The organism is Bacillus sp. K7 (assembly GCF_053903245.1).
In genome coordinates, this window is the sequence record NZ_CP096406.1 from 459,034 (window position 1) to 477,960 (window position 18,927).

Annotated in this window: 19 protein-coding genes; 17 read left to right on the forward strand and 2 right to left on the reverse strand. The window is 45.2% G+C overall.

Annotation, left to right across the window (positions count from 1 at the left end):
* Window positions 1-100 precede the first annotated feature (100 nt).
* The 8 genes from pxpA to M1D98_RS02360 all read left to right on the forward strand — a co-directional run bounded on the left by pxpA (window position 101) and on the right by M1D98_RS02360 (window position 6,563).
* The gene (pxpA, locus tag M1D98_RS02325) at window positions 101-874 is read left to right on the forward strand and encodes a 5-oxoprolinase subunit PpxA (RefSeq protein ID WP_039075835.1); all 774 of its coding nucleotides are present in this window, start codon (window positions 101-103) and stop codon (window positions 872-874) included.
* Between the two features lie 14 nt (window positions 875-888).
* Complete coding sequence (locus M1D98_RS02330) at window positions 889-2,103, forward strand: NRAMP family divalent metal transporter (RefSeq protein ID WP_121641906.1); 1,215 nt, start codon at window positions 889-891, stop codon at window positions 2,101-2,103.
* A gap of 23 nt (window positions 2,104-2,126) precedes the next feature.
* Window positions 2,127-2,900, forward strand: a complete 774-nt coding sequence (locus M1D98_RS02335; RefSeq protein WP_082246396.1) for a putative hydro-lyase — start codon at window positions 2,127-2,129, stop codon at window positions 2,898-2,900.
* A 44-nt stretch (window positions 2,901-2,944) separates the two neighbouring features.
* The gene (pxpB, locus tag M1D98_RS02340; RefSeq protein WP_010330834.1) at window positions 2,945-3,664 is read left to right on the forward strand and encodes a 5-oxoprolinase subunit PxpB; all 720 of its coding nucleotides are present in this window, start codon (window positions 2,945-2,947) and stop codon (window positions 3,662-3,664) included.
* A 2-nt stretch (window positions 3,665-3,666) separates the two neighbouring features.
* Window positions 3,667-4,674 carry a 5-oxoprolinase subunit C family protein gene (locus tag M1D98_RS02345; RefSeq protein ID WP_121643700.1) on the forward strand — a complete coding sequence of 336 codons (1,008 nt, stop codon included), beginning with the start codon at window positions 3,667-3,669 and terminating at the stop codon, window positions 4,672-4,674.
* A 15-nt stretch (window positions 4,675-4,689) separates the two neighbouring features.
* A complete protein-coding gene (locus M1D98_RS02350) occupies window positions 4,690-5,442 on the forward strand; it encodes an IclR family transcriptional regulator (protein WP_010330836.1) in 753 nt (250 codons plus the stop codon).
* Between the two features lie 63 nt (window positions 5,443-5,505).
* The gene (locus M1D98_RS02355) at window positions 5,506-6,147 is read left to right on the forward strand and encodes a GDSL-type esterase/lipase family protein (protein WP_121641907.1); all 642 of its coding nucleotides are present in this window, start codon (window positions 5,506-5,508) and stop codon (window positions 6,145-6,147) included.
* 170 nt (window positions 6,148-6,317) lie between these two features.
* Entirely contained in the window at window positions 6,318-6,563 is a 246-nt protein-coding gene (locus M1D98_RS02360; protein ID WP_010330838.1) for a YczI family protein, read from the forward strand.
* A 5-nt stretch (window positions 6,564-6,568) separates the two neighbouring features.
* Here the strand turns inward: M1D98_RS02360 and M1D98_RS02365 are convergent, their stop codons facing one another.
* A complete protein-coding gene (locus M1D98_RS02365; RefSeq protein ID WP_121641908.1) occupies window positions 6,569-6,856 on the reverse strand; it encodes an antibiotic biosynthesis monooxygenase family protein in 288 nt (95 codons plus the stop codon).
* Between the two features lie 151 nt (window positions 6,857-7,007).
* Here M1D98_RS02365 and pbpC point away from each other — a divergent pair, with 151 nt between their 5' ends.
* The 3 genes from pbpC to M1D98_RS02380 all read left to right on the forward strand — a co-directional run bounded on the left by pbpC (window position 7,008) and on the right by M1D98_RS02380 (window position 13,102).
* Window positions 7,008-9,014: a penicillin-binding protein 3 gene (gene pbpC / locus M1D98_RS02370; protein WP_456279963.1), complete on the forward strand. Its 2,007-nt coding sequence runs from the start codon at window positions 7,008-7,010 to the stop codon at window positions 9,012-9,014.
* A 280-nt stretch (window positions 9,015-9,294) separates the two neighbouring features.
* Window positions 9,295-11,379 carry a PRD domain-containing protein gene (locus M1D98_RS02375; protein ID WP_456279964.1) on the forward strand — a complete coding sequence of 695 codons (2,085 nt, stop codon included), beginning with the start codon at window positions 9,295-9,297 and terminating at the stop codon, window positions 11,377-11,379.
* A 211-nt stretch (window positions 11,380-11,590) separates the two neighbouring features.
* Complete coding sequence (locus tag M1D98_RS02380) at window positions 11,591-13,102, forward strand: class I adenylate-forming enzyme family protein (protein WP_268558698.1); 1,512 nt, start codon at window positions 11,591-11,593, stop codon at window positions 13,100-13,102.
* A gap of 17 nt (window positions 13,103-13,119) precedes the next feature.
* Here M1D98_RS02380 and M1D98_RS02385 read toward each other — a convergent pair whose 3' ends face one another.
* Window positions 13,120-13,716, reverse strand: a complete 597-nt coding sequence (locus M1D98_RS02385) for a class I SAM-dependent methyltransferase (protein WP_010330843.1) — start codon at window positions 13,714-13,716, stop codon at window positions 13,120-13,122.
* Window positions 13,717-13,866: 150 nt separating this feature from the next.
* Between M1D98_RS02385 and M1D98_RS02390 the strand changes: the two genes are divergently transcribed.
* The 6 genes from M1D98_RS02390 to M1D98_RS02415 all read left to right on the forward strand — a co-directional run bounded on the left by M1D98_RS02390 (window position 13,867) and on the right by M1D98_RS02415 (window position 18,869).
* Complete coding sequence (locus M1D98_RS02390) at window positions 13,867-14,727, forward strand: SDR family oxidoreductase (RefSeq protein WP_121641912.1); 861 nt, start codon at window positions 13,867-13,869, stop codon at window positions 14,725-14,727.
* A 15-nt stretch (window positions 14,728-14,742) separates the two neighbouring features.
* On the forward strand, window positions 14,743-15,246 hold the full coding sequence (gene lyxE / locus M1D98_RS02395; RefSeq protein ID WP_268558700.1) for a D-lyxose ketol-isomerase: 504 nt from the start codon (window positions 14,743-14,745) through the stop codon (window positions 15,244-15,246).
* Window positions 15,247-15,697: 451 nt separating this feature from the next.
* Complete coding sequence (locus tag M1D98_RS02400) at window positions 15,698-16,612, forward strand: TauD/TfdA family dioxygenase (RefSeq protein ID WP_010330846.1); 915 nt, start codon at window positions 15,698-15,700, stop codon at window positions 16,610-16,612.
* Entirely contained in the window at window positions 16,612-17,262 is a 651-nt protein-coding gene (locus M1D98_RS02405) for a cupin domain-containing protein (RefSeq protein ID WP_252687386.1), read from the forward strand. Before M1D98_RS02400 ends, M1D98_RS02405 begins: the two co-directional genes overlap by 1 nt.
* An 83-nt stretch (window positions 17,263-17,345) precedes the next feature.
* The gene (locus tag M1D98_RS02410; RefSeq protein WP_435576973.1) at window positions 17,346-18,125 is read left to right on the forward strand and encodes a TSUP family transporter; all 780 of its coding nucleotides are present in this window, start codon (window positions 17,346-17,348) and stop codon (window positions 18,123-18,125) included.
* A 192-nt stretch (window positions 18,126-18,317) separates the two neighbouring features.
* Window positions 18,318-18,869, forward strand: a complete 552-nt coding sequence (locus tag M1D98_RS02415) for a GNAT family N-acetyltransferase (protein ID WP_456279965.1) — start codon at window positions 18,318-18,320, stop codon at window positions 18,867-18,869.
* The last annotated feature ends 58 nt before the right edge of the window (window positions 18,870-18,927 follow it).

Consider the following 18,927-nt stretch of genomic DNA (forward strand, 5'->3'; position numbering starts at 1 on the left):
AATTATAATAAAGCAAAGTTCAAAAATTCGGAATAGTCGTTCCGAATTTCGGAACAATAAATACATCAAGCAAATCATTTGCTTTGGCAGGAGGGATTCTGTGTTTCAAGTTGATTTGAACTGTGATTTAGGAGAAAGCTTCGGAGCCTACAGGATAGGCCTTGACCAAGATATTTTAGAGTATGTCACATCTGCGAACATCGCATGCGGATTTCATGCAGGAGATCCCGGTGTCATGCGGAAAACCGTTGCGCTCGCCGCAGAAAACGGTGTGAAAATCGGCGCGCATCCGGGTTTGCCGGATTTACTGGGCTTTGGCCGCCGCAATATGGCGATTTCACCTGAGGAAGCGTACGATCTCGTCGTCTATCAAATTGGCGCGCTCTCGGGTTTTTTAAAAGCAGAAGGACTTCACATGCAGCACGTCAAACCGCATGGCGCTTTATACAATATGGCGGCTGTCGATCAAAAGCTGTCAGACGCCATTGCGAAAGCTGTCTATAAGGTTGATCCCGGCCTAGTGCTTTTCGGTCTTGCTGGGAGCGAGCTCGTCAAAGCGGGTGAACGGATCGGACTTCAGACGGCAAATGAAGTGTTCGCCGATAGAACATACCAAGCCGACGGCACACTGACACCGCGTTCCCAACAGGACGCACTCATTGAAAGCGATGATGCCGCCGTCACCCAAGTAATCAAAATGGTGAAAGAAGGGGCGGTTAAATCTCAGCAAGGCCATGATGTGTCCTTAAAAGCAGATACCGTTTGCATCCACGGAGATGGAGCACACGCGCTGACCTTTGCGCAAAAAATCAGAAAAGAACTCAAAGCGGCAGGCATTGAAGTGGCCGCTATTTCAGCACAGAAGTCAACATAAAGGAGGAACAATAGATGGAGCAGCAGAAAAAAACAGCAGGAAAAAAGGCGGGCAGCTGGTCATTGTTGATGGGGGCCGCCTTTTTAATGGCGACATCCGCGGTCGGCCCGGGATTCCTGACACAAACCGCAACATTTACAAACACACTCGCGGCAAGCTTCGGTTTTGTCATTATTATCTCTATTATTTTAGATATTTTCGCCCAAACCAACGTATGGCGCATCATCGCGGTTTCTGGAAAACGAGGCCAGGAAATTGCGAATATGGTGCTTCCGGGATTGGGTTATTTCATTGCCACTCTCGTCGTGCTTGGAGGACTGGCTTTTAATATTGGGAATATCGGTGGTGCCGGACTGGGACTTCAGGTGCTGTTTGGCATTACACCGGAAATAGGCGCTTTGATCAGTGCTGTTGTTGCCATTTTAATCTTTTTAATTAGAGAAGCTGGAAAAGCGATGGACCGTTTTACGCAAATTGCCGGTTTTGTGATGATCCTTTTAACTCTGTATGTCGCGTTTACAACAGCTCCGCCTGTTGGCGAGGCTGTAGCAAATACGATTGCGCCCGAGCAAATCAGCATTTTTGCTATTGTCACGCTTGTGGGCGGAACTGTCGGCGGTTATATCACATTTGCCGGAGGACACCGTTTGCTGGATGCTGGAATTAAAGGGAAGGAATCCATCCCGCAGGTGACAAAAAGTTCAGTTGTCGGCATTTTAATTACATCTGTCATGCGTATTGCTCTTTTTCTTGCTGTGCTTGGGGTTGTTTCAAAAGGCCTGCACATCGATGAAAGCAATCCGGCGGCTTCTGTCTTCAAGCTGGCTGCTGGAAATGTCGGTTATAAAATTTTCGGATTGATCATGTGGTCCGCTGCCATTACATCTGTTATCGGGGCGGCTTATACATCGGTTTCGTTCTTTAAAACCTTTTCTCCAAAAATTGAAAAAAATTCGCGCGGGATTATTATCGGGTTTATCGTAGTTTCTACGTTAGCTTTTGTCACAATCGGACAGCCTGCGAAAATCCTCGTGCTTGTCGGGTCACTGAACGGCTTAATTTTGCCGATTGCGCTCGGAACGCTTCTGATTGCCGCATATAAGAAAAAAATTATCGGTGATTATAAGCATCCGCTTTGGCTGACCGTTTCAGGTGCACTTGTTGTGGTTGTAATGGCTGTAATGGGCATCTACACGTTATTTACACAACTTCCTAAATTGTGGAGCTGATAAAGGTGGAGCAATTAAATAAAATGGCGCCGAAGGATGTACGCGCCTTGATACGAGAGGGAAAAATAACCGGGCCGACCGCAGGCATAGCCGGCGGTTATGCCCAAGCGAACCTTGTGATTTTGAAAAAAGACCTTGCGTTTGACTTTCTGCTGTTTTGCCAGCGGAATCAAAAGCCATGCCCTGTGCTGGATGTGACGGATGAAGGTTCGCCTGTGCCGTCTCAGGCCGCGCCGGATGCTGATATTAGGACGGACTTCCCGAAGTACCGTATCTATAGGCAGGGCATCTTGACGGAAGAGGTATCTGATATCACGCCATACTGGGAGGATGACTTTGTCGGTTTTCTGATCGGATGCAGTTTTTCTTTTGAACAGGCGCTGATCAATAATGGAATAGCTGTCCGGCATATTGATGAGGGGACAAACGTCCCGATGTATCAAACGAATATCGATTGTGTTCCGGCGGGGGCGTTTCAAGGAAAGATGGTTGTCAGCATGAGACCCGTTCCAGAACAGCTGGCTGTACGGGCCGCACAAGTGACCTCGCGTTTTCCGGCTGTGCACGGCGGGCCGATTCATATTGGCAATCCGAGAGCAATCGGCATTGGGGAACTGGACAAACCGGATTTCGGAGATGCCGTTTCCATTCGTGAAGGAGAGGTTCCTGTTTTTTGGGCATGCGGTGTAACCCCGCAAGCTGTGGCTATGAATGTAAAACCTGAAATGGTCATCACGCATGCGCCGGGGCATATGCTCATCACAGATATTCGAGACGAGTCGCTTGCGGTGCTGTAACCTCTCGTCCTCCTGATGAACGAGAAATAAAAGAGGTGAGAAAGATGACTGTATGTCAAATCGAACAGCTCGGTGATTCTGCGATGATGATCCGATTCGGAGAAGAAATAAACGAACAGGTAAACGGCCTTGTCCATGCCGCGGCCGCTATGATAGAAGAACAGCCATTTCCGGGATTCATTGAGTGTATCCCGGCTTTTACAAGTCTAACGGTATTTTATGATATGTATGAAGTGTACAAGCAATTGCCTAAAGGGATAAGCTCTCCTTTTGAAAAGGTAAAGCTTGATGTTGAAGAGCGGCTGAAGGAAATAGCCAAAGACTATGAAAACAGCCGCCGGATTGTAGAAATTCCCGTATGCTATGACGGTGAATTCGGGCCCGATTTAGAAGAGGTGGCGAAGCTCAATCAGCTCTCTCCGGAGGAAGTCATTGACATTCACACGAGCGGCGAATATGTGGTGTATATGCTAGGTTTTGCTCCCGGTTTTCCCTTTTTAGGCGGGATGTCCAAGCACATTGCCGCTCCAAGAAAATCATCCCCAAGGCCTTCAATTCCCGCAGGTTCAGTCGGAATCGCGGGATTGCAGACAGGCGTTTACCCGATCTCAACGCCGGGCGGCTGGCAGCTGATCGGCAAAACACCGCTGGCTCTTTTTCGGCCGCAGGAAAACCCGCCGACATTACTGCGGGCGGGAGACATTGTGAAATTCGTCCGCATCTCAGAAGAAGACTATCACGCCTATAAGGAGGAGTCCAATTGAGCATGAAAGTGTTAAAGCCCGGACTGCTCACAACGGTTCAGGATATAGGCAGAACGGGTTATCAAAAATACGGCGTCCTGGCAAGCGGCGCTATGGACACGGTTTCGCTTCGCATTGCCAATCTGCTCATCGGCAACAGTGAAAATGAAGCCGGTCTTGAAATTACGCTGATGGGGCCCGGTCCGTCATTTTATTTTTCAAAACAAACGCTGATTGCGGTGGCAGGGGCTGACTTTACGCTGCGTATTAATGACGAGGAAGCGCCTTTATGGAAGCCTGTGCTCATCAAGGAAAACAGCACAGTCAGTTTTGGTCCTTGCAAACTTGGCAGCCGTGCGTATTTAGCGGCAGCCGGCGGCTTCGATGTGCCTGACGTCATGGAAAGCAAAAGCACGTACGTCAGAGCAGGCATCGGCGGACTTCATGGCAGAGCGCTTCAGAAGGAAGATGAACTGTTCATTGGAGAACTGTCATCTCTTTCACAAACCATCCTATCCCAATTAAACCCACAGCTTGGAAAGCGGGAATTTGCAGCACCGAAATGGTCGGTCAGCCGCGGCAGGTTTCTGCCATTAAAAAAGAATCCCATTATTCGTGTGCTGGAAGGAAAACAATTCGGCTTTTTCACAGAGGAGTCGAAAACGCGTTTTTATGAAGAAACGTTTCGTGTCACACCGCAGTCCGACCGTATGGGCTACAGGCTCAAAGGAGAACCGCTCCAACTGAAGGCGCCGCTTGAGATGGTGTCAGAAGCCGTTTCGTTTGGAACCGTTCAGGTGCCGCCTGACGGAAACCCGATTATTTTGCTTGCAGACCGGCAAACGACCGGCGGCTATCCGAGGATCGCGCACATCATATCGGCTGATCTTCCGATTGTCTCGCAAATCATGCCGGGCGAGCACGTCCAGTTTGAGCCTGTATCCCTTCAAGAAGCGGAAGCGCTTGCGATTGAACGGGAACAGCATATAAAAGAACTGAAAACGAGAATGAAGATGGAATGGCTGACATAACAAAGGGGATGAATGATGCAGAATAAAAACAAAACCGTAGTCAAATCTATGGCTCTGCTAAATTTGTTTTTGCATGAACCAAACCTGACCTTAAGTGAATTAGTGTCACTGTCAGGAATGCCGAAAACATCTGTTCACCGGATGGTCAGCTCTTTAGAGGAAATGGGGTTCCTCAATCGGGATTCATCCGGCGCTTATTCGCTGGGACTGGTGTTTTTGGAATTCGGACAGATTGTCGCTGACAGGCTGGATATCAGAAAAATAGCAAAACCGGTGATGGAAGAGCTGTGCCGGGAAGTGGATGAGGCCGTGCAATTGATCATGAGGGACGGCAATGAAGCGATATACGTTGAGAAAATCGAAGGAACACAGACTGTACGGCTGTACACTGCGATCGGCAGGCGTTCTCCTCTGTATGCAGGCGCGTGCGCGAGAAGCATATTGTCCTTTCTTCCCAGAGAAGAGATTGAAACATACATGAAACAAACAGAGCTTCTTTCCATTGGCGCCGGAACCATCACCGATCCGGAAAAACTGCTGCAAGAGATTGATGCCTCAGTGCAAAATGGCTATACCGTCAGCTATTCAGAGCTCGAAAACTATACTGCGGCCATCGGCGCCCCGATCTTCAACCATAAGCGGCAAGTGGCAGCCGGCATCAGCATTGCAGGCTTTGAAGCGAGATTTACAGAAGATAGGCTTCCTTATTTAACAGAAAAGGTGAAGAATGCCGCTATGCAGATTTCCAGAAAAATAGGGTATTCATAAGTAGCCGATCTTTTCTCCGCTGCGTACATTAACGTATCGACGTTCAAGAGTGGAGGAAAGAACATGGTGCTTCGATACACAGCACTGGGGGATTCTTTGACGACGGGGAGAGGCTCCGGGCTGTTTTCTCCCGGCTTCGTCCAACGTCTGGGAGACATGATGGATGCTGACTTGAAAACAAAAACGGCAATCTCCATCTTTGCTAAATCAGGCTTAAATACAGAAGAAATTCTGGGGCTCCTGTCACATCCCCATGTGCAAAAATGCATTCAAGCTGCTGGCATGATAACCATCACAGGATGCGGAAATGATCTGATCGATTCAGTCTTTGCTTACCAAACGTCTAAAGATGAAACGATTTTCAGCCGAGCATCCGCCCATTGCCATGAAAACTTTGAAAAGATGATTGCGAAAATCGCCGCAATCAAAGGAGAAAACCCGTCCCCGTACGCCATCCGTGTGTTCAACTTATACAATCCGTTTCCAAGCATAGACATCGCTGGCCAATGGATCACATCTTTTAATTCTCATTTAGAAACACTTGCATCAGCGCCCCATGTCAAAATCGCGGATGCCTACAGCATCTTCAAAGGAAATGAGCAGGAATATCTGTCCTTTGATGGGGTCCATCCAAACAGCAAAGGCTATCAAGCGATGGCTGAAGCTGTTCACAAGTTGGGTTATCAAGAACTGTCAGTTTCATAGAAAACGCGCCTTGTCATAAGGCGCGTTTTTATGTAATCGAAACATTAAAAGAAACTTAAAATTCCCTGTCTCCTGTTCTACAGACAAAAAAAGTGCGCTAGAATAATGGAGGGCTTAGGCAAATATAGCCATAACGTTCAATATTTCGTATATAAGGAAGGATGGTCCTTTTGTTTCGGATTTTTAAAATGTCTTTTGCAGTTATCATTATTATTCTGGCGCTCGTTGCTTTTAAATATACGGAACATACCTCTGTTATCCAATCGGTCATGCTTGTCTTTTTGGGCGCTGTCATGTTTATGCAAGGGCTTGAAGAGCGCAAAAAAGAAAACGACGGCTCGGGTGCGTTTAATATTTATACCGCCGTTTTCGTATGGTCTGTCTCTCTCATCGGTTTTACCCTTCATATTATATAAATCTATTACACATCCTGAAAATGCTCGACCGTCGGGAACGGGGTATAGAACCGATGAAGCAAGGCTTTCCACTCTCGATACTCTGAAGAACCGCGAAAGCCTTCCGTATGGTCCTCGAGTGTTTCCCATTCCACAAGCAGCAGGTATTTATGTGTTTCTTCCATGCATTTTGATAAGGAGTGCGTGATATAGCCCTTCCTGCCGGAAATGATCGGCACTGCTTGCCGGAACGCCTCTTCAAACTCTTGTTCAAGCCCTTCTTTAATGTATAGCATGGCTGCCTCTCTGACCATCTCATCCCTTCTTTCCTTCTATTCAAATAGTCTACAGCAAACGGCAGGACAATTCTGCAAAAACGGTGAAGCTTTTCCTTCATTTTCAAAAACATCTTGCGCGCACCAATTCATATAAGAGAAAATAACAAATGGAAGGCAGGGGAAAGTCATGTTGAAAAAGTGTATTCTACTAGTATTTCTATGTATCGGATTGATTGGAATCATCGGGTGCTCCAAAACAGATTCACCAGAAGATCGCATGGAAGCATTCGTGAAACAGTGGAACGATCAGCAATTCGATGACATGTATCAAAGCCTGACCAAAGATGTCAAAAAAGAAATCTCAAAAAAAGATTTCGTCAATAGGTATAAAACCATCTATGAGCAGGCAGGCGTCAAAAATCTGAAAGTCACCGCGGGAGAAGTGGATGAGGACGATAAAGACCACAAGACGATGAAGCACATTCCGTATAAAGTCAGCATGGATACAAATGCTGGAAAAGTCAGCTTCAAAAATACCGCTGTGCTGAAAAAAGAAAAAACAGATGATGAGGAGTCATGGAATATAGATTGGAACCCGTCGTTTATATTCAAGCAGCTGGCTGACGATAAAACAGTGCAAATCGCCAGCGTGGAACCAAAACGCGGCCAAATCTACGATAAAAACGGGAAAGGCTTAGCCATCAATACAGATGTTCCGGAAATCGGAATTGTTCCCGGAGAGCTTGGCGATAAAAAAGAAAAAGTCATCAAAGAGCTCGCGAAAAAACTTGATTTGACTGAAGACGATATCAAGAAAAAGCTTGATCAAGGCTGGGTGAAAGACGATTCATTTGTGCCGGTCAAAAAGGTCAAGCCGGATCAGGAAAAGTTAGTGTCTGAGGCGACGTCATTACAAGGCGTAACGAGAACGAATGTCGGCTCCCGCTACTATCCGTATGGCGAAAAGACAGCCCATTTGACAGGCTATGTCCGCGCCATCACTGCGGAAGAATTAAAGAAAAAGAAAGACGGAGCCTACAGCGATACGTCTCATTTCGGCATCACCGGACTTGAAAATGTGTATGAGGACAAACTGAGAGGCACAACCGGATGGAAAATTTACGTCCCGCAAACAGGCGAAGTCATCGCTGAAAAGAAAGCGAAGGACGGAGAGGATCTTCACCTCACCATTGATATCAAAACGCAAACGAAGCTGTTTGATGAACTGAAGGATGACAGCGGGGCGGCAGTCGCGCTGCAGCCGCAGACAGGTGAAACACTCGCGCTTGTCAGTGCGCCGTCTTATGATCCAAACGGATTTATTTTCGGCTGGAGCGATAAGGAATGGAAAAAACTAAACAACGATAAAAACAATCCGTTTTCTGCGAAATTCAACAAAACATACGCACCGGGTTCTACAATTAAACCGATTGCGGCTGCCATTGGAATCAAAAACGGCACCCTAAAAGCGGATGAGAAGAAAACAATCAAAGGTAAAGAGTGGCAAAAGGATTCGAGCTGGGGCGGCTATTCAGTGACACGTGTGTCTGAGCGCCTTCAGCAAGTTGATCTGGAAAATGCCCTCATTACATCGGATAATATTTATTTCGCACAGAACGCGCTTGATTTAGGAGCAGACAACTTGACAAAAGGCTTGAAAATGTTCGGCTTTTCAGAGGACGTTCCGTATGAATTCCCGATCCAGCAATCGTCTATCGCAAATGGCAAACTCGATTCAGACATTCTGCTTGCGGATACAGGATACGGGCAAGGGCAAATGCAAATGTCTCCGCTTCACTTGGCAGCTGCTTACACGCCATTTGTCGACAACGGAGATCTTGTCAAACCGACGCTGATCAAAAAAGACTCACAAACAGCTGATGTCTGGCACAAGCAAGTGGTCACGAAGGAAGGAGCGGCAGACATTACAAAAGGTCTGAGAGGCGTTGTGGAAGATGAGCGCGGATCAGCCTATCAGCCTGTCGTGAAAGGAATCACCGTTGCCGGAAAAACTGGAACAGCCGAGCTGAAAACGTCAAAAGATGATAAAGACGGCACGGAAAATGGCTGGTTCGTCGGCTACGATTACAAAAACAAAGACCTGCTTGTCGCCATGATGATCCAAGATGTGAAGGACCGCGGCGGCAGCCACTATGTTGTTGAGAAAGCGAAAAAGCAATTTCAATCGAATTAACATACCCTTCGCTGTAAATGCGCTGACAAACAACTTGATCAGGATCAATGGTTTCGCATGTATGCAGCCTCACAGGGTTACGATATACGTTAACAAAAAGCATCAGCTTCGCGGCTGGTGCTTTTTCAATATTGTCACACCGCTTAGTGCCAAATTCCCATTTTTAAGTGATTGAATCTCGTTTGAAAGCGTTTTATATTATAAAGAAAACCTCTCTTATTCCTCTCTTGTATCTCCTTGCGACTTCATCCGCACATCAGACTGTCTAGGAGGCCTTTTTATGTATATGACTGCCAGAGAACAAAAGCTTTTAAAGCACTTATTATTACAAAACCGATATGTAACCGTAACTGAACTTGCCGAGCTGATGGAAGTCAGCACGAGAACCATCCACAGGGAGCTCAAATCAATTAAGCCGCTGATGGAAACCGTCGGGCTTACGCTCGATAAACAGGCCGGCAAAGGATTGAAGGCAGTGGGAAGCCCCGAGGATAAACAAAAGCTGCTTACCGATTTATCTTATGAACAGCATGAATATAGCGCGGACGAACGGAAACTGCTCATTCTCTGTTCGTTATTAGAGTCTCAGGAACCCGTCAAGCTGTACACGCTTGCACATGATCTGCAGGTGACGAATGCCACGGTTAGCTATGACTTAGACGAGCTGGAGAAATGGATTTCTCCCTTTGGATTGACACTGATCCGAAAAAGAGGCTTTGGCATCCAGCTCATAGGGCCGGAGAATGCGAAACGTAAAATTGTCGGCAACCTGATTGTGAACCGCCTCGACATCCAAATGTTTTTGGAAGCGGTTGAATTAAATATCAAAGGTAAAGCCGATTCTTCAGAGAAAATGTTCGGCGTTGTCAGCAAAGGCGAGCTGTTAAAAATGGAGCGTATGCTATTTCAGCTGAAAGAAGAAATCGCCTTTTCATTGTCCGACAGCTCCTATATCGCGCTTGTCGTGCATTTGACGTTTGCGATCGAACGGATCAAGCTTGGAGAAACCATCACCATGGAGGCAAATGAGCTTGAGGAATTGAAGAATGCGAAGGAATACAGCTCCGCTCTTGAAATCGCTGGCGAGCTTGAACGTGCTTTCGGTGTAACAATCCCTGAGGCGGAGGTCGGCTATATCACAATCCATCTTCGAAGCGCCAACCGCAAATACAAAACAGAATACAAAGCACAGGAAATCGAACTGGAAACAGCGCTGCAAACCAAGCGGCTCATTGCTTTTATTTCAGGCAAAATCAGAATGGATCTCACCAAAAACTATTCTTTATATGAAGGGCTAATCGCCCATTTGGAGCCCGCCGTCAGCCGCATAAAAGAAAATATCGACATATACAATCCGATGAAGGAACAGATTAAGCGCGATTATTTTCTCCTTTATATGGCGATTGAAGAAGGCGTGGAAAAGTATTTTCCGGGCATGTCCTTTTCTGATGATGAGATCGCTTTTATCGTCCTTCACTTCGGCTCTGCCCTTGAAATCAAAAAAGAAGAAGCGAAAGTGAAAGCGCTTGTCGTTTGCTCAAGCGGGATCGGCTCTTCGAAAATGCTTGCTTCCAGACTGAGGAAAGAGCTGCCTGAAATTCAATCGTTTGATATGTCATCTTTGATCGAACTGAAGGGCAAGGACGTCCAAGCCTATGATATGATCGTTTCCACCGTTCCGATTCCTTACGAAAACATTGATTATATGATGGTCAGTCCGCTTTTAAATGAGGAAGACGCAAACCAGGTAAAGCAATATATCAAGCGGAAAATTCCGCTCATTCTTGAGAAAAAAAGAAGCCCGAGGGAAGAGACACAGCAAGCTGACACACCTGACATGCTGGCAGCGGCGGAAAGCATGGGGAGGTATATGGCCGTCATTCAAGAAGTGCTGCGCCACTTTTCACTTACTCACATCAAAACGAAATCCAATCATGACATGCTCTTGTTAAAGCTATTTCAGCAGCTGAAGAAGGAGGGCTTGATTCGTGATCCTAAAAAAGCCGCGACTTTCTTGGCCGAGCGGGAGAAACAAGGGGGATTGGGAATCCCGGGGACCAACATGGCGCTTTATCATCTCAAAAATGATGAAATCGTCCTGCCTTTTTTCAAAATATATGATCTCAGCACATCTTATGAAGTGAATGGCATGGACGGAAATACCCTCAGCATGACACGCATTCTCATGATGATGGCGCCTGGGTCATTATCCGCTGAAGGATCGGAGATATTAAGCGCGATCAGCTCTGCCATTATCGAGAGCGGAGAGAGTATGGCGGGGTTTCAGGGAGATGGGGAGCAAGAGCTGTACCAGCGGTTAAACCGCATATTTTTCACGTGGATGAAAGAAAAAAACATACTGTAATCCTGCATGGCACACGTCAAAAAATTGGCGTGTGTTTTCATGTGGACGAGGCACAAAATAACAAAATGCGGGACTATTTTATCATTCATCAATGGAATAGTTCCAAATTGAAATAGTTTTACAAGTTATCTTTTTTGGGTTAAAATGGGTGAGGTGAGGAAGAAAATCTAACAAATTATTGAAGATTAAAGAGTATATAGGAGATGAAGATATGGAAACATTACAGCATCTGATTCTGCATGACATGCCAGATAGCGAAGACATAGAGGCTGTAAAAAGCGGGAACCATACATTGACATATGCAGGTTACCGTAAACGGATGAATCAGCTGGCGAATGCCCTGCTGCAAAAAGGAATTCAAAAGGGCGACCGTGTTGCGTTGCTTTGCAAAAACGGACATCCCGCATCAACTATTATGTTCGCCGCGCTTGAAATAGGTGCTGTTGTCGTACCTGTCAGCTGGCAGCTGAAGCCATATGAAATGACAGGCATTTTAAAAGCAAGTGAACCGAAAGCTCTGTTTTACGGAGCGGAGTTTAAAGAGAAACTGGATGAAGTTCTTCCTGAACTATCCTCATTGCGTATCACGATGGAAACAGGAACAGCTTACGAAACGTCTGCTGAATTTGAAGCTCTGTTTGCCGGTGCTGATCATTTGCCCGAAACTGAAATGGTTTCCCCTGATGATACAGCGCTTTTGATGTTTACGTCCGGTACAACAGGAAACCCGAAAAGATGCATGATCACACATGGCGGCATATATAGATACGTAACGAGATCCAAAAGTTCAACCGAACGTATGAAGGGCCTGCGTTTTCTCGCGTGCCATCCGATTTATCATACGAGTGCGCTCATTTGCATCATGCTGGGAACTTTCGCAGGAACGACCTTCTTTTTTACGAAGGATCAAGACCCAGTTCATATGCTGAAAATCATTGAGGAAGAAAAGATTCAAACCGTGATGGCCCTTCCCGTGTTTTACACGTATTTGCTAGAAGCATGGGAAACGCACCAAACCGATTTATCTTCGCTTGTTATTTTAATGACAGGCGGAACAAAAGTGCCGAGCAGCCTGATCCGCCGCTATCTTGATATCGGCATTCCGCTCGCGCACGGCTATGGAAGCACTGAGGCTTGGGGAATCAGCACATGGATGCCTGATATGGGGATGGATAAAGCGGCATCTGCCGGGAAACCTGTGGCAGGTGTTAAAGTCAAAGTCGAAGATCCTCAGACGGGAGAAGAACTCTCTCAAGGAGAAATCGGTGAAATCGTTGTTCATACCCCATTCTTATTTAAAGGCTATGAAGATAATCCTGAAGCGACAGCGAAAGTACTGCAAAACGGCTGGTTCAAAACCGGAGATTCAGGCTATGTAGATGAAGATGGTTTTATTTTCATCACTGGACGCTACAAGGATGTCATTATTTACGGAGGAGACAATGTCTATCCGGATCAGGTTGAGGAAGTCATCCAGCAGATCCCGGGAATCCTTGAAACAGCGGTGGTCGGTATACCAGACCCGCTGTACGGGGAAAAACCAAAAGCGTTTGTCGTAACAAACGGCGGCCGGCGTGTAACAGAAGAGGACGTCATCGCATATTGTAAAGAACGCCTGTCCGCTTATAAAATACCTGAAGTTGAGTTTGTGAACGAACTGCCGAAAAATAACCTCGGCAAGGTGAAAAAAGACGTTTTGCGCAAGCAGGCCGTTCATTCATAAAAGAAGAAGTCCGCCACTTATGTGGCGGGCTTCTTTGCAGTTGCACAGACGGAAAGCTCAGGCTTAATGTTTTTAAATTGAATATCAATGTCTTCGAAGCCGGCTGCTTTGAAATCAGCAATCATCTGTTTTCCAAATGATTTGGTTTTCTCGGGACTCGCATCCGCTTCCCGCGGCTGCATCGTAATCGCTGCTTTGCCGCCGGGCTTTAGCGCCCGATAAATCTGTTTTACGCCTTTTGTCTGGTCATTCCAGATGGTGTAGTTGTTAACGGAAATCACTTTATCATAAAACGAGTCGGTAAGAGGGAATGTCTCGATGTTTCCTTGCATCAAGCGCACACCCTTCGATTTTACGCTGCGGGCGGCCAGCTTCATCATCGTTTCTGACACATCAATGCCATCAAGCCGGATGTCCTTTTCACGTTTTAGCATCTGCTGCATGCAGTATCCAGGCCCAAACCCCACTTCCAAAATGCTGTCCCCGCGTGTGACCCCCAGCTGATCTATTGTCCACTGATTCAGTGTTTGATTTTCAGCAGCCATGATGTACCCGGCAATCATGCCGAATATGCCCTTTGGCTTGCTGAATGTTTTAGAAAGCATGTTCATCATACCGCAACCTCCTTTGCAAGTTATTTCCTCCTAGCGTTTCATGTGAAACATTTTTCTGATAAAGCAATGTGAAGGTGCTAATCCATGTTTATCCAATGAACGGGCGAGGTACACAACAAATAGACATGAAAACAAAGGAGGAGAATTATCATGGCCAATTATCCAAAAGAACTTCCGGCCCAAGCCCAAAATCGCCAGCCGGGAATCGAAAGCGAAATGAATCCCAGTCCGGTGTATGAGTACGAGAATTATAAAGGAGCGGACAAATTAAAAGGAAAAGTTGCGCTCATTACAGGCGGCGACAGCGGGATCGGACGCGCGGTATCCGTCGCTTACGCCAAGGAAGGCGCTGACATTGCCATTGTGTATAAGGATGAGCATGGGGATGCTGAAGAGACGAAGAAGCGTGTAGAGCAAGAGGGCGTAAAATGCCTGCTGATCGCTGGTGACGTAGGCGAAGAGGAATTTTGCAATGAAGCGGTTGAACAAACGGTCAAGGAACTTGGCGGTCTTGACATCCTTGTCAACAATGCCGGTGAACAGCATCCGAAGGAAAGCATCAAAGACATTACGAGCGAACAGCTTCACCGCACATTCAAAACCAACTTTTATTCTCAATTTTATTTGACTAAAAAAGCAATTGACTACTTGAAACCGGGCAGCGCCATCATCAATACGACATCCATCAATCCATATCGCGGAAACCCGACGCTGATTGATTATACAGCGACAAAAGGGGCGATCAATGCTTTCACGAGATCAATGGCGCAGGCCCTTGTCAAAGACGGCATCCGCGTCAACGCAGTCGCGCCGGGGCCAATCTGGACACCGTTAATCCCATCTACGTTCTCTGAAGATACAGTCGCCCAATTTGGGCAAAATACGCCGATGGGCCGTCCGGGTCAGCCTGTTGAGCACGTCGGCTGTTATGTGCTGCTGGCATCAGATGAGTCATCTTACATGACAGGCCAGACGCTGCATGTGAACGGCGGAGACTTTGTAACGACGTAAGAGGGAGTGATACACATGGGCATCACGAAAGAGGAAGTCAACAGCTATTACCAAAAAGCCGGCATTGTATTAACCGATGAAGAAGTTGAACAAATCCAGCTGATGGACTACGGCTTAGGAAAAGAAAGAAAAGTTGGGCTCCAGCTCTTCGTCTATGTCAATACAGACCGTTATTGTTCAAAAGAACTGGTGCTGTTTCCGGGACAGACTTGCCCGGAACACCGCCATCCGCCGGTTGACGGCCAGGAAGGCAAGCAGGAGACATTCCGCTGCCGCTACGGAAAAGTGTATCTTTACGTAGAAGGCGAAAAAACGCAGCTTCCAAAGGTTCTCCCGCCGCAGGAGGATAGAGAACACTATACGGTCTGGCACGAAATAGAGCTTGAACCGGGCGGGCAATACACAATTCCACCGGACACAAAGCATTGGTTCCAGGCCGGAGAAGAAGGAGCCGTGGTGACGGAAATGTCATCGACAAGCACAGATAAACATGATATCTTTACCGATCCAAGAATATAAGGATGTGGCTTAACAGCCCATCCTTTTTTTGTGGAAAAAACAGAAGGATCAGGCTAATGGGGAAAACGCAGATTTTGCAGATAGAGAGAGTAGAGGAAAGGTGTACTTTTGGTGGGATCTGGGGTGCGGTAAGAAGAGCGCGTGGCAATCATAAAGTCATGATGGATAAACATCAGCGGGACAGCACTTCGTAGTGAGGAAGGCTGGCTTGATAAGCTCCAAACCTATAATAAGGTGATCAGGCCAGACTTGGGCCTTTTTTTATTGTTATAAGGAATGGCCGCATTAACTTTATATTTAGAATAGCAGTTTACGTATCCGTCACGAGTAAGCTTACGATTGAGATCTATTTACTAAACATTTTAAAAAATCAAAATAATATTTTATTTATTCCCTGTAATGGTGTAATATGTAAAATGAAATCTGAATAAAAATGCAGGAGGGAATTCGAATGTTTGTTGAAACCTTAAATTCAGGAAAACTTGTGTCAATTTCACCATCTGACCAACAAAACTTGTTTGCTTTAGTAGAAAAGATTCATTATTCTCAAAGCAATAAGGAACAAAATGAAGAGGCAATAAGCCAAATCAATATGCAAAAGAAACTTATTCCGCCTGAATTAAAAGATCATATTCTCGAATTTGTGAATTCCGATTATAGTTACCTTTTACTGAAGAACCTGCCACAAACAAAATGTGACGAACTTCTCTTATTGTTGACGAGTTTGGTTGGTGATCCTTTTGCTCATGCTGATGAAGGAAGTTTAATTATGGCCAACAAACCTATTAAAACAGAGGAGGCACAACACACTACTGCCTATTTTACTTGGAATAAATTTGACCTTCACACTGAACTGCCTTACATCCAAACACCTCCGGATTTCATTTCATTATACTGTGTCAATAATGTCAAAGGGGGATATACATACCTTTCCAATGTTGAAAGAGCGTTACATCTTCTATCACAAGATCAAATGATAGAGCTTAAGAAACCGCAGTACACCATTCCGATTCCGCCTCACTTCGGCGCTGATAAAAAACAGGAATTCAAACGGCCTTTACTTTCTATCGTAAAGGGTCGGCCTTCTCTAAGAATTAGGCAGGATGGATTAGTGAGCGAAACAGAGGCGGGGATGGCAGCTGCTCAAGCACTGCAGTCTGCCCTGGATATGGTTAGGGAAGCAATTGAATTAGAACCTGGATCATTGATTATCATAAACAACCATCTATCAGCTCATGGAAGAGCTCCTTTTAGACCTACCTTTAATCATGAAGATCGAGAATTGCATAGGGTTTATTTGATTGAAGATGTCAATAAGTTTGGAAAAAACTATGACCCTATTCATCGCCGGATTAGAGGATTTTAATGGTGAAAGGAGAAGATAAAGTGGAGATGATAAAGACAATTATTAAAAAATATGAGACTAAAACTCCTATCTTTAAAGAATTAGTCGAAGACGTCTCTAAAATAAAAATTTCATCAAAAGAAATGAAAAGGTATATTCATGAAGTACCTGACGATTATGAAGGAAATTATTTCAGACAGAAAGTAGGAACAAGTCAGGTTGGGGCCTTGATCATGACCTGGTTTAAAGGATCAGACATTCATATTCATGATGATTCTGCCATCATTTATGTGCTGTCAGGACATTTAATCAATATTAAATATCAGATTATGAATAAAAGTTTATTAGTTAAGGACATTACAATCGCCCAACCGGGTGAAATGATTTTTGAGGAAAAAGGGCTGATACATCAGATCATTCCTGTAAGAAAAAATGATGATCCATGTCTATCAGCTCATTTCTACTTTCCTCCTAAACAAAGCTTAGAAGGAACAAAGATCATTGATCCAATGAGTGGACGTATCATTACTTTATCTTCGTTTGCCAAAGAGGCATGTATTCCATCAAATCATGAAGAGATATTAAGCATTCAAGAAAATGTATTTTTTGACACAAATTTCTCGTTGTTCAATAAATTATTCCGTGAGCAAACCATCGCTTCTTCATTATGACGAATAATCGGAAGAACAAATGTTATTTTTAACATTTGTTCTTTTATATAAATTGATACAAATATAGGAGGAGAAAAATCAATATGGATGGAATCAGCACAGAGGTTTTACTATTCCTTATTGCAGCTGGATTTGCTGCGGCTTTTATTGATTCTGTGGTAGGCGGAGGAGGACTTATATCCATTCCCGCATTGTTATTTGTCGGGCTTCCGCCGTCTGTAGCATTAGGCACCAACAAGTTAGCAGCTACGATGGGGGCTTTAACAAGTACGATCAACTTCCTGCGTTCGGGACAAATAAACAAAAGGCTTGTTTTTAAATTATTACCTCTGTCTATTATAGGATCGGGAGCCGGGGTTTATGTGGTTCAGTTAATACCATCAGCGTTTTTAAAACCCATCATTCTTGTCTTATTAATTCTTGTAACGATCTATACACTTTTTAAAAAAGGCTGGGGAATGGAGTCCAGCTTTAAAGAATTGACGAAAAAAATGACTTTTTTTATTGTGTCAGCCGCTTTATTACTCGGTTTTTATGATGGATTTTTAGGAGCAGGAACAGGTTCGTTTCTCATCTTTTCATTTTTACTTTTAGGGTTTAATTTTGTAGAATCCGCCGGAAATGCTAAGGTTTTAAATTTAGGAAGCAACATCGCAGCACTTATAACTTTTATGTTGTTCAGTTCTGTTGACTTTCGCTATGGAATCCCTATGGGGATTGCGATGATAATAGGCGCGCTTGTGGGGACGAGAGTGGCCATTAAAAATGGTGCTGCGTACGTAAAGGTTTTATTTGTTGGAATCACTGTTGTACTGATTGGGAAAAGTATCTGGGATTATGTGCAAAAATACATTTTTTTATAGAAACTTATAAAACGGAAATTCATTTTCACTGCTGAACGAGACCCGATTCAACAAAAAATCGGGGTGATTGAATTGTCAGAAGGTATATCCGTCTGTTATCTCAAATTGATATCAAGGATTGAGAAGGCGCATTTACGTCTTTTTAAATTTCACTTCAGTTTATATCATCTCAAAAAGGAAAGAGGCGAAACAATGTTCACCTGCAGGGTAAATGAACACATCACCATCCGGTTATTGGAGCCAAAGGATGCGGAACGGATTGCCGAACTCATTATTGAAAACCAGCAGCGGCTCGGCGAGTGGCTGTTTTGGGCTGAAAAACCAAGCAGCGCTGAAATGTATAGAGAAACAATCATTCCGGATTGGCGGCGGGAATATGCCGATCTGAACAGCATCGAAGCCGGGCTTCTATATGACGACAGCCTATGCGGCATGATCGGCTTGCATCATCTAGACCAGATCAATCGAAAAGCGGAAATCGGCTACTGGATTGCCCAAGAATACGAAGGCAAAGGCATCATGACCGCCGCTTGCCGAACAATTATCACGTACGCTTTTAAAGAGCTTGGGCTGAATCGCGTCGCTCTCTGTGCGGCTGTCGGAAACCACAAAAGCAGAGCGATTCCGATGCGCCTCGGCTTTCAAGAAGAAGGAATCGCGCGGGACGGCTTATTCGTTAACGGCAAGTATCATGACCTTGTCTATTACAGCTTGCTGAAGCGTGAATGGAAAGAATTAAAATAAAGCGTGCATTTTCTTGTTTAAATCTTCCCCCGATGTGGAAAAGTAACAGCGGAGACGT

What these genes read in the sequence shown, in the direction of transcription:
- M1D98_RS02330 (WP_121641906.1), top strand. Translation starts at nt 889, where the DNA reads ATGGAGCAGCAGAAAAAAACAGCAGGAAAAAAGGCGGGCAGCTGGTCA.
- pbpC (WP_456279963.1), top strand. Translation starts at nt 7,008, where the DNA reads ATGTTGAAAAAGTGTATTCTACTAGTATTTCTATGTATCGGATTGATT.
- M1D98_RS02380 (WP_268558698.1), top strand. Translation starts at nt 11,591, where the DNA reads ATGGAAACATTACAGCATCTGATTCTGCATGACATGCCAGATAGCGAA.
- M1D98_RS02350 (WP_010330836.1), top strand. Translation starts at nt 4,690, where the DNA reads ATGCAGAATAAAAACAAAACCGTAGTCAAATCTATGGCTCTGCTAAAT.
- pxpB (WP_010330834.1), top strand. Translation starts at nt 2,945, where the DNA reads ATGACTGTATGTCAAATCGAACAGCTCGGTGATTCTGCGATGATGATC.
- M1D98_RS02410 (WP_435576973.1), top strand. Translation starts at nt 17,346, where the DNA reads ATGGATGGAATCAGCACAGAGGTTTTACTATTCCTTATTGCAGCTGGA.
- M1D98_RS02390 (WP_121641912.1), top strand. Translation starts at nt 13,867, where the DNA reads ATGGCCAATTATCCAAAAGAACTTCCGGCCCAAGCCCAAAATCGCCAG.
- lyxE (WP_268558700.1), top strand. Translation starts at nt 14,743, where the DNA reads ATGGGCATCACGAAAGAGGAAGTCAACAGCTATTACCAAAAAGCCGGC.
- M1D98_RS02335 (WP_082246396.1), top strand. Translation starts at nt 2,127, where the DNA reads ATGGCGCCGAAGGATGTACGCGCCTTGATACGAGAGGGAAAAATAACC.
- M1D98_RS02365 (WP_121641908.1), bottom strand. Translation starts at nt 6,856, where the DNA reads ATGGTCAGAGAGGCAGCCATGCTATACATTAAAGAAGGGCTTGAACAA.
- M1D98_RS02405 (WP_252687386.1), top strand. Translation starts at nt 16,612, where the DNA reads ATGGTGAAAGGAGAAGATAAAGTGGAGATGATAAAGACAATTATTAAA.
- M1D98_RS02385 (WP_010330843.1), bottom strand. Translation starts at nt 13,716, where the DNA reads ATGATGAACATGCTTTCTAAAACATTCAGCAAGCCAAAGGGCATATTC.
- M1D98_RS02345 (WP_121643700.1), top strand. Translation starts at nt 3,667, where the DNA reads ATGAAAGTGTTAAAGCCCGGACTGCTCACAACGGTTCAGGATATAGGC.
- M1D98_RS02415 (WP_456279965.1), top strand. Translation starts at nt 18,318, where the DNA reads ATGTTCACCTGCAGGGTAAATGAACACATCACCATCCGGTTATTGGAG.
- M1D98_RS02355 (WP_121641907.1), top strand. Translation starts at nt 5,506, where the DNA reads ATGGTGCTTCGATACACAGCACTGGGGGATTCTTTGACGACGGGGAGA.
- M1D98_RS02400 (WP_010330846.1), top strand. Translation starts at nt 15,698, where the DNA reads ATGTTTGTTGAAACCTTAAATTCAGGAAAACTTGTGTCAATTTCACCA.
- M1D98_RS02375 (WP_456279964.1), top strand. Translation starts at nt 9,295, where the DNA reads ATGTATATGACTGCCAGAGAACAAAAGCTTTTAAAGCACTTATTATTA.